At 37.5% G+C, this 14,149-nt stretch carries 16 protein-coding genes; 4 read left to right on the forward strand and 12 right to left on the reverse strand.

Annotation, left to right across the window (positions count from 1 at the left end; translation table 11 throughout):
• Positions 1-127: 127 nt before the first annotated feature.
• A complete protein-coding gene (locus bsdcttw_RS17830) occupies positions 128-847 on the reverse strand; it encodes a hypothetical protein (RefSeq protein WP_185256173.1) in 720 nt (239 codons plus the stop codon).
• 602 nt (positions 848-1,449) lie between these two features.
• On the opposite strand from bsdcttw_RS17830, the gene bsdcttw_RS17835 reads away from it, so the two are divergent.
• Both bsdcttw_RS17835 and bsdcttw_RS17840 read left to right on the forward strand, forming a co-directional pair.
• Positions 1,450-2,229 carry a hypothetical protein gene (locus bsdcttw_RS17835; protein WP_185256174.1) on the forward strand — a complete coding sequence of 260 codons (780 nt, stop codon included), beginning with the start codon at positions 1,450-1,452 and terminating at the stop codon, positions 2,227-2,229.
• A gap of 127 nt (positions 2,230-2,356) precedes the next feature.
• A complete protein-coding gene (locus tag bsdcttw_RS17840) occupies positions 2,357-2,830 on the forward strand; it encodes a DUF2691 family protein (RefSeq protein ID WP_185256175.1) in 474 nt (157 codons plus the stop codon).
• A 159-nt stretch (positions 2,831-2,989) separates the two neighbouring features.
• On the opposite strand, the gene bsdcttw_RS17845 is transcribed toward bsdcttw_RS17840, so the two are convergent.
• From bsdcttw_RS17845 to bsdcttw_RS17895, 11 genes are all read right to left on the reverse strand, one after another.
• Entirely contained in the window at positions 2,990-3,466 is a 477-nt protein-coding gene (locus tag bsdcttw_RS17845; protein WP_185256176.1) for a hypothetical protein, read from the reverse strand.
• Positions 3,467-3,514: 48 nt separating this feature from the next.
• Positions 3,515-4,243: a YebC/PmpR family DNA-binding transcriptional regulator gene (locus tag bsdcttw_RS17850; RefSeq protein WP_185256177.1), complete on the reverse strand. Its 729-nt coding sequence runs from the start codon at positions 4,241-4,243 to the stop codon at positions 3,515-3,517.
• Between the two features lie 116 nt (positions 4,244-4,359).
• Complete coding sequence (argR, locus tag bsdcttw_RS17855) at positions 4,360-4,821, reverse strand: arginine repressor (RefSeq protein ID WP_185256178.1); 462 nt, start codon at positions 4,819-4,821, stop codon at positions 4,360-4,362.
• Positions 4,818-5,654 (reverse strand): NAD(+)/NADH kinase, encoded by an 837-nt coding sequence (locus bsdcttw_RS17860; RefSeq protein ID WP_185256179.1) that lies wholly within the window; start codon positions 5,652-5,654, stop codon positions 4,818-4,820. The genes argR and bsdcttw_RS17860 overlap by 4 nt, the downstream gene beginning before the upstream one ends.
• A gap of 73 nt (positions 5,655-5,727) precedes the next feature.
• Positions 5,728-6,543: a TlyA family RNA methyltransferase gene (locus bsdcttw_RS17865; RefSeq protein ID WP_185259865.1), complete on the reverse strand. Its 816-nt coding sequence runs from the start codon at positions 6,541-6,543 to the stop codon at positions 5,728-5,730.
• 106 nt (positions 6,544-6,649) lie between these two features.
• Positions 6,650-8,557, reverse strand: a complete 1,908-nt coding sequence (dxs, locus tag bsdcttw_RS17870; protein WP_185256180.1) for a 1-deoxy-D-xylulose-5-phosphate synthase — start codon at positions 8,555-8,557, stop codon at positions 6,650-6,652.
• Positions 8,558-8,621: 64 nt separating this feature from the next.
• Positions 8,622-9,524: a polyprenyl synthetase family protein gene (locus tag bsdcttw_RS17875; protein ID WP_408626492.1), complete on the reverse strand. Its 903-nt coding sequence runs from the start codon at positions 9,522-9,524 to the stop codon at positions 8,622-8,624.
• A 56-nt stretch (positions 9,525-9,580) separates the two neighbouring features.
• Entirely contained in the window at positions 9,581-9,790 is a 210-nt protein-coding gene (xseB, locus tag bsdcttw_RS17880; protein ID WP_185256182.1) for an exodeoxyribonuclease VII small subunit, read from the reverse strand.
• A gap of 92 nt (positions 9,791-9,882) precedes the next feature.
• Positions 9,883-11,112: an exodeoxyribonuclease VII large subunit gene (gene xseA, locus bsdcttw_RS17885; protein ID WP_185256183.1), complete on the reverse strand. Its 1,230-nt coding sequence runs from the start codon at positions 11,110-11,112 to the stop codon at positions 9,883-9,885.
• 64 nt (positions 11,113-11,176) lie between these two features.
• Complete coding sequence (gene nusB / locus bsdcttw_RS17890; RefSeq protein ID WP_185256184.1) at positions 11,177-11,590, reverse strand: transcription antitermination factor NusB; 414 nt, start codon at positions 11,588-11,590, stop codon at positions 11,177-11,179.
• 135 nt (positions 11,591-11,725) lie between these two features.
• A complete protein-coding gene (locus bsdcttw_RS17895; RefSeq protein ID WP_185256185.1) occupies positions 11,726-12,112 on the reverse strand; it encodes an Asp23/Gls24 family envelope stress response protein in 387 nt (128 codons plus the stop codon).
• A 493-nt stretch (positions 12,113-12,605) separates the two neighbouring features.
• Here bsdcttw_RS17895 and bsdcttw_RS17900 point away from each other — a divergent pair, with 493 nt between their 5' ends.
• Both bsdcttw_RS17900 and pflA read left to right on the forward strand, forming a co-directional pair.
• Complete coding sequence (locus bsdcttw_RS17900) at positions 12,606-13,319, forward strand: Crp/Fnr family transcriptional regulator (protein WP_185256186.1); 714 nt, start codon at positions 12,606-12,608, stop codon at positions 13,317-13,319.
• An 82-nt stretch (positions 13,320-13,401) separates the two neighbouring features.
• Positions 13,402-14,145, forward strand: a complete 744-nt coding sequence (gene pflA, locus bsdcttw_RS17905) for a pyruvate formate-lyase-activating protein (protein ID WP_185256187.1) — start codon at positions 13,402-13,404, stop codon at positions 14,143-14,145.
• Positions 14,146-14,149 lie beyond the last annotated feature (4 nt).

Here is a 14,149-nt window from a genome sequence, read left to right on the forward strand (position 1 = left end):
ACTATAGAAGAGGTAATTAGTCTCACTTACAAATAATTCTCAGCTTACTGACCAAAATATAATCTTGTTTTTATTCTTCTTAAATGGTTATCCGTCACTACTCCCATGTGGTAATTTGACTCTACTGTTAGCGAAAACCCGATATATTTCCCAATTCTCTCATGGATGAAAGATATCCTTGAAAACGAGCATTTCTTAGTTTAATATCCTCTTTATTTACTCCCCGGAATACAAATAACCTATTAATCATGCTTCGCCCACCATTACTGCATTGAATATCCCCTGTAGTTCTCTCAAAGAAAAGGCAAATATCATTACAATAGGTATCTATAATTAAGTCTTCATTATGCTTTGTAATTCTCTCTATTTCACTTCTAAATTCTTCATATAAGTATAAGTTGCGTTCTGTCTGCGGCAAGTAATATCCTGATATTTTTATACCATATTGTTCTGGTAAAGTATTCATTAATTCCCTACGAATATCACTTTGTATCCTATTCCATTTTTCAATTGCCTCATTATTCATATCAAAAGGAAACACCGATAACTTATCTTGAAGCTTATAATTCATAACGACCGAATACTGATAGCTTCTCATTCGTTTATCATCATTATCCATAGGCACAGCCTCACACTGCTGCAAGAAATACTGTTCCGTTTCTTCTATCGTATGAGAACATGGTTGAATAATATTCGCATACTCTTCTATCCAATTATGGTACTTTTCTTCCAGCAATGGGTCTCTTTTAGGACTAAAAGTACCTCCTATTATCCCGATAGAAGATATAGAACTATTACTACGTCTGCTGATATTATCACTACCATCTGGGTTTTGCCAAATTGACATCTTATACTCTCCTTAAATTTACAAAATCCAATTAATTCAGAGACAGTATCCATAATTTATATTCTGTAACTTAAAAAATCAGAGAATGTAAAAACTTTTTTTTAATACCAATTTGTTTTATTCTACGTAACAATTCTGTAGCTTCCTCATTACACTGTAATAATAAATATTCCATACAGTATTTACATTGGTAAAGTATGCTCCTTATCAAATCCGTTTCCAATAATAAACAAATTCAATTATTCCCACAAATTCTTACGTATTTGAATATAAATGTTTAATCAATTTTCTACTCTTAATTATACGTAAACAATCATGACTTTACAATTCATTTTCCTAATTATATCATTTATCAAATAATTGGGTTTTGATTTTTGTTTATCCCTCAAAGTAATAATTTATTTTATATTATATTTGATAAGCAAGATGAGCTATTGGGTATGGCTCCACCGTTGGTAGGTTATTCTGAGAAATCCGTTAATCATAGTCGTTGGTAAATCGACATCCAAATCCACCGATATGAGCTAGTAAACTTATCTATTGGATATGATGACATTGTTTACTTATTATTTTCCAAAAGCGTACCAGAAAGAGTTAGCGGTATGTTTGTTCCAACTAAAAGTAATACAGACTATAAGCGTATTGTTTTGATAGTTGATTGGAATAATAATGAATTACTTGGTTCTAAAATGTATAATCTAGGTATTCAAGAGGCTAACATACATTTCATTCAACCAATAGGTAATGAATTTCTCCTTCTTGGAGCAAGAGCACGTTTTTACAAGGATGGAAATACTGACAAAAATGCCATTATTACAGACAGATACGGTACGTTAATTAAAAAGTTCTGCCTAGGAGATGGTATTCAAAATTGTATCGTTACCTTGGATAAAAAGATAATTACCAGTTATATTGATGACGGTATATTCGGTAACTTTGGATGGGACACCCCCTTAGGTCGAAACGGAATCGTTATCTGGGATGAATTAGGCCAGAAAATATGGGAGAACACAAAGTATGATATATGCGATTGTTATGCAATAAATATCGATGATCAATGTAATCTATGGTTTTATTATTACACTGATTTCAATTTAGTTAAAACGAACTTAATTAGTGACCAGGTATATGACGTTAATATAGACGGCGCATCTGCTTTTCTGATAAATAAAAAGCAAAATGAAATAATCTTTGATGGTGGTTATAATAAGCAAAATCAATTTATAGGCTATAGCTTGGACAGAGATATTATCACAGGTAAATTCAGTTTTGATGCCATCTATAATTCATCACGATTATTGCTTCAAAGGTATACTTTTAGAAGTTCAAAAGCAGTATTTATGGATAATAACAATCGTATTTTTTGCAATGACTTTTTATAAATATATAACATTTGATCTATACGATACAAATATAATATGAAATTAGGTGATTAATAAGTAATCAGCCTAGAAAACATCATTATGTACCTCAATGCTATTTATGACATTTTTTTGAAGGAAGGTTAAAATGAAGAATATGGGATTAAGCTTCGAAATACCAAATAAATATGGAACATATCTTTCTGAAATACTTAATCCTTTACCATATACAGAATTTCAATGGTTAATTGAAGATGACGAGATATATAAAATCATCAACGGTGAATTCTTAGATGAGGGGCTTTTCCATAATACAAATAATGTAATAACTGGAAATGAACTTTACAAGATTGCGACAAGCTGCTCCCAGTATTTAATATTTGTAACATTAAGAGCATTTAATAAAAAAGAAAACATAGTACCCGTGGGAAACTATCAAGAATTTTTGGATAGTGATTGCCAAATAATTCTGGGTGTTTATGATTGCTCTTATGTTATGCTATGGTTTAAAAATACCAGTTTAACATCATTGATGTTCAATTATATTCAAAAAAAGGGATTTAATAATCTAAAGTACATCACAGAATATGAGCTTATTAAAGGAAAGTACCGTATCGTGTAGCATCTTATTATGTGGTAATCTATACCAATATCACTACCTGTCTTCACCTATCTCATAACAATTTGCATTAAAAAATCTTTTATATACAGGCTGATAAAAAATATCCCTCCGTCATATCTGTCAATTACGATATACCGGGGGGATAGATAATTTTAAATACTATTTTGAAATGTTAATTTCTTTCATGGTCAGATGCCCTATATAAAATAGAGCTAACATGCCAAAACCTAATATTGCTATATATCCATGAAAATATCTATACAGTAAAGTATTGTATCTCTCAAGGGGAGTAAGCATAACTACTACGGCTATGGAAACGATACTTGCTGCCATGGAACACAGCATAATAAATTTATTTTTTTTATGTTTTAATATCTCTACATAAAAGGAAGTTACAAACATCCATAATACAAATAAAATTAAGGCATGTGTGCTTCTTTCTAAAAATCGTCCGTGCAAAAGAGTTGTCAGTAAAATGGTAAATATTACAACCCCGATTAAGGGGGCAATCATAAGCAACCGGCTTAACAATACAGTTACTTTTTTTGTTCTGTCATCAATGTCCATAGTCTTAGCTTTATGCTTTATATACAGAAAGCATATGCCTATAATAAAAATTAAAATCGCAAGCATCATAAACTAGTTCTCCTCAAGTTGATTACAAGCTGGATTTAACTCTGCTTCTTACTCGTCCCAGTTATGATATACTTCCTGCACATCATCATCCTCATCCAGTAAATCAAGGGTACGGTTCATCATCTTAATATCCTGCTCGTCTGTAAGAGCTACCCAAGTCTGAGGAATCATAGTAACTTCCGCTTGTGCCATAGGGATTCCGGCACTCTCAAGTGCTTCTCTTACAGCACTGAAATTATCTTCTTCTGTAAGAATTTCATAGCTGTCTTCTTCTTCATTGAAGTCAGATGCTCCTGCATCTAAAGCTAACATCATTAAATCGTCAGCTTCTTTGTCATATTCCTCTTTATCTATAATAATTTGTCCTCTTCTGTCAAACATAAAAGATACACAGCCAGGTGTTCCGACATTACCATTTCCTTTGGTAAATGCATTCCTTACATTAGAGGCTGTACGATTTTTATTGTCTGTTAAAGCTTCAACGATAATAGCAGTTCCATTGGGGCCATATCCTTCATAGGATACAAATTCGTAATTAACAGCATTAGCATCTCCTGCTGCCTTCTTAATACTTCTATCAATGGTATCATTGGGCATATTGTTGGCTTTCGCCTTTGCTATAACATCCTTTAAGCGGCTGTTAGCATTAGGGTCAGCGCCGCCTTCTTTTACGGCAACTGCAATTTCTCTTCCAAGCTTTGTAAATATCTTACCTTTTGTAGAATCATTTTTTTCTTTTTTATGCTTAATGTTCGCAAATTTAGAATGTCCTGACATAATACATCTCCTTTTACCTATTTCCAGGCCCAAAAAAGGCCGCAAAGGCGGCTCCTTTTTACAGACTGCTACTTTTAATTAAATTCTTAAATTATTTTACCATGGATAGCTTTTCTTTACAAGGTTTTAGAATTAATAAGTTTATTCAGCTTTTCCATTACACCGATGGTTTCCTCATTGGTCTTTATGACGCACATAAGGGTATCATCTCCTGCAATACACCCCATAATTCCTGGGATATGCAATGCATCCAATGCGGCTGCTACAGCCATTGCCATACCGGATACGGTTTTGATGATAATGATATTCTGAGCCATATCCATGGATAAAAAGCCTTCTCTTAGAACTCTTACATATTTGTCACTCATACCGGTTTCGGCATTGTTCAATACAATATATTTCTGTTTTCCGTCATCTACCGCTATCTTCGTAAGCTTTAATTCTCTGATATCTCTTGAGATAGTTGCCTGAGTTACATTATATCCTGCCTGAGTTAAGAGGTCCGCCAAATCTTCCTGGGTTTCAATATCATATTTATTGATGAGCTCAATTATCTTACTTTGTCTGCCAACTTTCATCTCTTTTCTCCGCCTTGTCCGATTTTTTTTCTCAAGACCTCGAAAAACTCCACGTGATTAATCTTGACCATCCTGGTTTTTTCTAATGCCTTGGTAATATGGATACTGTCTCCGGCTATTAACTCTCTGGTTAACTTGCCATCCAGTACAGCGACAGCACCTTCCTGATCCGATGTTTTATTCTCATTTATTTGTATGCTGACAGAATCGTTTGAAGATATGACGATACTTCGGGTTCCCAAGGTGTGAGGACATATCGGCGTTAAGACCAAAATATCGGCATCCGGCTTAACTACAGGTCCTCCTGAGGAAAGACTATACCCGGTAGAACCGGTTGGGGTCGAAGCAATAACCCCGTCACCACGGTAACTGTCTGCAAGTTCTCCGTTCACATAAATACTGATATTGATTATTTTTGAAAAATTACTTCTGGAGATTACAATATCATTCAGCGCTACGCCAAGATATTCACTGGTATTATCATTTACCAATACTCCCTTTAACATAATTCTCTCTTCTATAGAGTACTTATCAGCAAACAGACAATCTAATGCTGCCCATACCTGATTTTTTTCTATCTCTGCCAGAAATCCCAAGGTCCCCAGATTAATTCCAAGAAGGGGAATCTCCAGCCCGCATACAATATCTGCAGCTTGTATGATTGTTCCGTCACCGCCCAAAACCAAAATGCAGTCCGTACCCGGAGGGATAACCTCTGTGGAAGTAATACACACACAATCTTTTTGATGCATTGTCATATATGCTATTATTTCATTCGTTAACTCTAAATCTGCATCTTTACTGCGATTGGTTATCAGACAAAATTTATTCATGAAAACTCCTGTTGTTACATTGTTATGGTTATTTATACAATGATGTGTTCATTGTAACATAAAGACCCATTTTTTACAAGTTTAAAGTAGCATGTGATTTCTCTACAACCTCATTGATTAAGCCTTCTGCAGTGAAATCCTTCAAATTTTCAGGAGCATTTGATTTTCTGAGATGCAACAGGTATTCAATGTTTCCTTCCGGGCCTTTTATAGGTGAATAATCCAGATTCAAGATAGTAAACCCTATGGATTTTGCATAATCTATCACTTTTATGATTACTTCCTTATGGACAGATTCTTCTCTTACTACCCCTTTTTTACCAACCTTTTCTCTTCCTGCTTCGAACTGCGGTTTAACAAGGCATACCACTTCTCCTTCTTCTTTCAGAAGATTTCTTACAGGTTCCAGTACCAGTGTCAGAGATATAAAGGCTACATCAATAGAAATAAAGTCCATCTCTTCCCCAATGTCTTCCTGTGTTACATAACGAATATTCGTCTTTTCCATAGATATCACACGTTCATCCTGCCGTAATTTCCAGGCAAGCTGATTTGTACCAACATCTACAGCATATACTTTGACGGCACCGTTCTGGAGCATACAATCCGTAAAACCTCCGGTAGAAGAACCGACATCCATGCAGACTTTACCAGAGAGCTGTAAGTCATAGCTTGCAATCGCTTTTTCTAACTTCAGACCACCTCTGCTGACATACTTTAAATTCTGCCCTTTTACTTCTATAGTAACCGTTTCAGGAAAGGATGTCCCTGCTTTGTCCTCTCGCATTCCATCCACAAACACATTACCGGACATTATAATCGCCTTGGCTTTTTCCCTGGATTCCACCAGATTTCTCTTGACTAACAGGACATCCAAACGTTCTTTCAACTCTAACTCCTCCCGGCTGCTGCTATTGCTTATATTCATGTACTGTCACTGCCAGCCTGTATTCATACTTTTTTGTATAACTCCTCTGGCTATACTGCCTTTATTGTTATATCTCAGATGCAAACTCTTTGATACGGTTAGTCAATGAAACCGCATCGAATCCAAGTTTATCTTTTAGTACATTAACATCCCCCTGTTCGATAAACTGATTGGGGAGCGAAATATTTAATAACTTGATATTTCTTAGGTTCTTTTCAAAAAGATAAGCCGCAACCCCTTCTCCGTAACCACCATGCTTGATATTCTCTTCAAGGGTCACCCAAATTCCATGGCTTGCTGCCATGTCTGTTAAAAGTTCCGTATCCATAGGCGCAATAAAGCGGATATTCACAAGGGTAACTTCTCTGCCTTCCCGGGTCAGTATATCTCGTATTTCTACACCCGTTTCAACCATACTGCCTGCTGCAAGAAGAAGTATTCGGTTTTTATGTGCATTCTTTTTCTTTCCATCTATATTACTTTGAAAGATTATTTCACTTTTACCATAAACAATGGGTTCATTATGGTCCGCAAGTCCTTCATAAGCTTTCCCTCTGGGGTAACGTATGGCAACCGGCCCATTCTGTTCATAAGCAAATATTAACATCTGTTTTAACTCGGCTCCATTTTTAGGAGCCATAACAGTCAGATTCGGAATATGTGATAAAAATGCAACATCAAAAATACCCTGGTGAGTCTCACCGTCATTTCCAACAATTCCTGCCCTGTCTACAGCAAATATCACAGGCAGGGAGCTTAAGGCTACATCATGAACTATCTGATCATAGGCTCTTTGTAAAAATGTAGAGTACACGGCCACAACCGGCTTCATACCTCCTAAAGCCAGACCTGCAGCAAAAGTTACTGCATGTTCTTCTGCAATTCCCACATCGAAGAAACGCTCCGGATATTTTTGCTTAAATTTATTTAAACCTGTACCACTGGGCATAGCCGCTGTTATTGCAGTAAGATTGTCGTACTTCTCACCCAGTTCTAAAATGGTATCAGAAAAAATCTCTGTGTAAGTGATTCCTTTTTTTACTTTACTATTCTTTCCGGTCTTAATATCAAAGGCATCCACACCATGAAAATAACTTGGATTTTTTTCAGCCGGTTTATACCCTCGGCCTTTCTTTGTGATAACATGGATAAGAACAGCCTTTTTAGCCTTGGAGGCACTGAGCAAAGCTGTCGAGAGCTCATTCAGATTATGTCCGTCGATAGGTCCGATATACGTTAATCCCATATCCTCAAATAACATTCCTGGAATTACCAGACGTTTCAGAGAATCCTTGGACTTTCTGACTTTATCCGCGATAATGTGTCCAATGCCAGGCACATTATTAAGGGCTTTTTCAACAGTCTGCTTCAGGTTAATATATTTATCACCGGTTCTTAGTTTACCGAGGTAATTTGCCATTCCTCCAACATTCTCAGAAATAGACATTTTATTATCATTTAATATAATAATTAGATTGGATTTTAACTCTGCTGCATTATTTAAAGCCTCAAAAGCCATTCCGCCAGAAAGCGCACCGTCACCGATTACCGCAACAATTTTTTCCTTTCCGCCTCGTATATCCCTTGCCTGAACCATCCCCATTGCAGCAGATAAAGATGTGGAGCTGTGTCCCGTATCCAGACTATCACAATCACTTTCTTTTCTTTTGGGAAAACCACTTAAGCCTTCGTAAGTACGAAGGCTTGAGAATTCTTTCTTTCTTCCTGTTAAAAGTTTATGGGTATATGCCTGATGTCCAACATCCCATACAAGCTTATCAGCCGGAAAATCCAAGTACAGGTGTAATGCCATGGTAAGTTCCACCGTTCCCAGATTTGATGCCAGATGCCCTCCGGTTTTACTGATATTTCCGATTAAAAACTCTCTGATTTCATCTGCCAGCGCCTTATAGTCCGACGGCTTTATCTTTTTTATATCATTTGCCTCATTTACAAGGTCAAGTATCCCTGCCACTGATTCACCTTCATTCCTATTTATTGCATATTTGCAATTTATTTAATCGTTTCTTCCGTTCTCTCTAGTTTTTACGATTAATCAAGCTATTAAGCAGGATCTCAAGAAATTCTGCATTTTTATTAAGATTTTTAAGAGTATTTAAACCATCCTCGGTAAGTTTTTTAACTTCCTTTTGGCTTTCATCCAAGCCAAGCAGATTCACATAAGTAATTTTATTGTTCTTTTCATCGCTATGAATGGGCTTTCCCAAGACTTCAACGCTAGAAACCACATCTAAAATGTCATCCTGTATCTGAAAGGCAAGACCTATACTTTCTGCTACCTGCTCCATCATTTTCACTTCTTTTGCAGTACCTCCGGCAAGAATAGTACCGATCATCAGAGAGGCCTCCAGCAGTGCACCTGTTTTTAAGCGGTACATATAATCAAGCTCTGACTTTTCTGTTTTTTCAGTAAAGCCTTCCATGTCTACTACCTGACCGCCTAGCATGCCCCGTATTCCGGACTTTCTAGCTAATACTCCCATAGCTTCTGCTATCTGCTGGCAATATTGACTCTTTTTAAAAGCCAGGCAGGCGGTCTCAAAAGCATAGTTTAACAATGCATCTCCTGCCAGAATACCAATAGCTTCACCATAAACAGCATGAGTGGTCTTCTTTCCCCGTCTGTATTCATCATTATCCATTGCCGGGAGATCATCATGAACCAGAGAATATGTGTGTATCATCTCAATAGCAGCTAAGAAAGGTTCCAATATTTCTTTCTCATTGCCCTCAAACATTTCAAAAGCTGCAAGCATCAGTATAGGCCTTAATCTTTTTCCGCCTGCCAGCACACTATAATTCATAGCCTCATATATCTTGTTTTGAGGTTCATCACCAAAAGGTAAAAAAACTTTCAATACTTTTTCGATGTATTCCTTCTTCTCCTGTTGTAAACGGTTAAATACTTCCCTCTCCATCATTTCCCTCCATGCCATAAAATGTGCATTTCAAACCAAACGGATATCTCTGCTATTTACTATACGGCAACAGGGTCACCTGATTCTCCCAGAATAATAAGCTGTTTTTCCACTCGGTCAATTGAATCGTTACAGCTCTTTAAGAGTTTTATCCCCTCCTGATATAAGGTAAAGGAATCTTCCAGGGATATTTCCTCTGATTCTAGTTTCTTTATAATATCATTTAATTCCAGAAAAGATTGTTCCAGATTATTTGTTTTCTCCTTCATAACCCTCCTTGCGCGTCTTAGCGCTCTTAAGCTCTCCCCTACAGAAACCAAATATTGTCTTTATAAGGGCGAACACTTTTATATGGTTAATATTATTCGTTCTCCAGGTTCTGCTTTCGGCCTGCAACCTGTATTAGTTCCGTGACATCAGCCAATATATCTCCATCTGTTACACTGATTCTAAGTTTATCACCAAGGGTGGTTTTCCTGATACTGTTTACTATCTTGCCCTGGTCATTGGTAACTAGAGCATAACCTTTATTCAGCTTCTTAACCGGTGATAATCCTTCGAGTCTTTCTATGTAAAGCTCCAGCATATGCCGCTTATTTCTGATTTTAGTATTAATCAGCTGATTTAATGTTTGCTCGGAATCAGCAAGGAATTGGCGTTTCTGTCTGATTTGATAGATTGGGCTCAGATGCTCCAGTCTTAAGGTTAAACTCTCTATTTCCTTCCGGCAGAGGGAAACTCTGATTTCCATGCTGCGGTTTAAAGTGTTTTTTACTTTCTCCAGTTCATAAAGTATAGCCCGGACATCCGGAACAGCCAATTCTGCGGCTGCAGATGGTGTAGGTGCTCGTAAATCCGATACAAAATCTGCAATAGTAACATCTGTTTCATGACCTACTGCTGATATAATCGGTATCTCACACTGATAGATAGCTCTTGCAACAATTTCCTCATTAAACGCCCAAAGGTCCTCAATGGAACCTCCTCCGCGGCCAACTATAATTGTATCTACTTTCTGTTTTTCCAAGGCTTTGATACCGGCAACAATAGTCTGTGCCGCACCTTCACCTTGTACCTGCGCCGGATATAGATACAATTGGATATAAGGATTTCTTCGCCTAGCAATATTTATAATATCCTGTATTGCTGCTCCAGTCTTTGCAGTAACAATACCTACAGAAGCAGGGAATGGCGGTATCTTCTTCTTGTGTTCGTTTAAGAATAAACCTTCCTTTTCCAGGCTTTCTTTCAACTGCTCGTATTTCTGATAGAGAAGACCTAAGCCTTCTTCAATAATTTCTTTCGCATAAAGCTGATATTTACCGTCTCTCTCATATACGTTAACCGCACCAAGGGCAATAACACTCTGACCTTCCTTTAAAGTAAACCGAAGTCCGCTTCTCTGTCCGGCAAACATAACACATGCAATCTGTCCTGTCATATCCTTTAATGTGAAATATATATGCCCTGAGGTGTGATATTTACAATTGGAAACTTCTCCTTTTACATAGATATTCCCTAAATTGTAATCCCGGATAAAGAGGTTTTTAATATAGGTATTCACCTGTGTGACTGTATATACATTACTCATATAGGGCTCCCATCTGCGTTCTTTAACACGCACGTAAAATCAGTGGGGAGTGAAAGAAGTTTATCTACTTTTGCTCTTCTTTCGCTAATTTCGCAAGAACTCCGTTTACAAAGGCTCCCGAAGAATCTCCTCCAAAAAGCTTTGCAATTTCTACAGCTTCGTTGATTGCAACTTTGGTTGGTACATCTTCATCAAATTTTATTTCATATACGGCAAGTCTTAATATGGTAAGATCCACCTTTCCCATTCGGTTTAACTTCCACCCGCTTGAAATTTCACTTAAGATGGTATCAATTTCAGGGAGCTTTGAGAGTATCAGAGCAGAACGCCCCTTTAGATACTCGATATCCTCTTCTTCCTTCGGTTCATCCAGAGATTCCAGATACAAATTCATCTGTTCCGATATCTCGTCTTCTTCATGAAAATCCTTTCTAAACAACATGCGGAACAAATGCTCTCTTATCTCTCTTCTATTCATCCGTAACCAACCTTTCTTAATACAAATACAACAACCACGCGCCAAAATGAGTTCCTTTTATTTCATACTAACGCATAAACAACCCTTAAATAGGAAAATCTTAAGGGCTGCATAGGTTAAGAACTATTCGTTTACTTATTTATTCTTATCAATATTAACATCAGATATTCTGACATTGACACCAGATACCGTTAATCCAGTCATATTTTCAATTGCTGCCTTTACCTTTTCCTGAACTTGTCTGGAAGTCTCAGGAATACTGTAGCCATAATTTAAGGTCAAGGATAAGTCTACTGAAACAGAGTCAGTACTCACTTCTATCTTAACTCCTTTGGAATAACCTTTCATGCCAAGCTTGCTTACCAGTTCTCTGGTAGCATTACCGCTCATAGCTGCTACACCTTCAACTTCAGTTGCAGCCAGGGCTGCTATAGTGGCAACGACTTCATCGGCTATCTGAACTTCTCCGACATTACTGTCCGCATGAATTTGATAAGTATTTCTATTTTCTTCCTTAACCAACTCTATTACCTCCTAGTCTTAGGCAAACGCCTTCACATAAAAGTTTTTTCATACCAATTGCCATGCCTACCTCATACACCTTGGGCTATGCTGAGGATTTCACAGGTCTACACTTGTGTGGACTATGCATTTTATAATTCTCATTGTCACACCCTATTCAACATACTGCAAGATTATGCCGAGGTTATCCCAGGTATAATCTTGTGCAGGAAAAAATGTATTTCAAATTTTCCTGCAATCCCTATATCAGGTATTATACCAAAAATATGCCTATTTGCAAACCATTTTATACATCTTTTCATACAGAGCGCAATCCTAAAGCTTATAGCTGCTTGTTTTTATTATGATCAATTTTGATTGTAAAATACTGGTCACTTTGAGTTTAACAGCAAATTATTCGTTTTTGAAAGTTGCAAAAACACTATATGAAGCCGTCCAAATTATGATAGAATAATAAAATACATTGTAATACAACGAGAGGATGATATCAATTATGGAAAATACAGATAAATCAATGGCACATGGATGCGGAAACTGCAAAAGCGGTATTTTATGTACTACAGCTATCCCACTGTTTAACGCACTTCCCGGAGATGTGCAAAAAAAATTGACCGAACATTCCGTACAGACAACTTTTGAAAGGGGCAGTACATTATTCAGAGCCGGAGAAGAAGTTGATTCTGTCCTGATTATTCGTAAGGGACGGATTAAGCTCTGTAAATATGACGTGGACGGTAATGAATATATTCTTGATATTATTAATGATGGGGATGCCGTATGGGAAAATCTTTTTTTAGAGGAGCCTGTTTTTCCCTACGATGCTATTTGCCTATCGGATGTGCATCTATGTGAAATTAAAAAGACAGAATTCATACAGCTTCTGGCATATCACCCAAGTATCGCCATGAACCTCATCTCCCTTCTCTCACGCCGCTTACAAGATTCCAATGAAAAGGCACTGCTGTTGTCCATCCATGACCCCAAAATACGGCTGGCGGGCTTCTTATTGGATAGGGATATCCGCTGCGTCGGACCAGAGATTAAATTAAAATTGGAGGATATCGCTGCCAGTATCGGGCTGCGTCCGGAAACAGTCAGCAGGAACTTAAGTAATTTCGAAAAAGCTCACCTCATTAAGAGGCTCGGAAAAGGAAAAATTATAGTCACTGATCGCAGCGGACTTAAAAAGATTTATGAAACAAAATAAAACTTGATTACAAACTTGATTATAATCAAGGAAAAAATATAAAAGCGGTAATATACTGTGCATACCAGAAAGGAGGAACCACATGATCAAAGGTGCAATACATTCAACTGAATCCTTCGGCTCCGTTGACGGACCGGGAATTCGATATCTGATTTTTTTAAAGGGCTGCCATATGCGCTGCCGTTATTGCCACAACGCTGATACATGGGACCCTCATTCAAAGGATCTGCGTACAGCAGAGGAACTCCTTGACCAGGCAGAACGCTACCGCAGTTATTGGGGTAAGGAAGGCGGTATAACGGTCAGCGGCGGGGAGCCCCTTTTACAGATTGATTTTCTTCTTGACCTGTTTCAAAAAGCGAAGGAACGAGGAATCCACACCGTACTCGATACGGCAGGGCAGCCTTTTACAGTAAAAGAGCCGTTCTTTCATAAGTTTCAGGAACTGATGAAGTACACAGATCTGCTTCTGGCGGATATCAAGCACATCGATACAGCCGAGCATATAAAATTAACCGGCTGTTCAAATGAAAATATTCTGGAGATGTTCCGGTACCTTTCCGATATCCGGAAACCTATCTGGATCCGATATGTGCTTGTTCCGGGAATTACCGACAATGAAGGCAGCCTTAAGAGAACAAGGGATTTTATCCTTACCTTAAAAAATGTAGAGAAGATTGAAGTGCTTCCTTATCATTCCATGGGAGAATATAAATGGGAAGTACTTGGTATTCCCTATTCTCTAAAAGGAGTAATGCCGCCTGATGCGGTCAGTGAGAAAAATGCGAAAAGCATTCTTCTAGACGATACCTGTGCCGCTGATTAATATG

Origin of the sequence: Anaerocolumna chitinilytica (assembly GCF_014218355.1) — a bacterium.
GTDB lineage: Bacteria > Bacillota > Clostridia > Lachnospirales > Lachnospiraceae > Anaerocolumna > Anaerocolumna chitinilytica.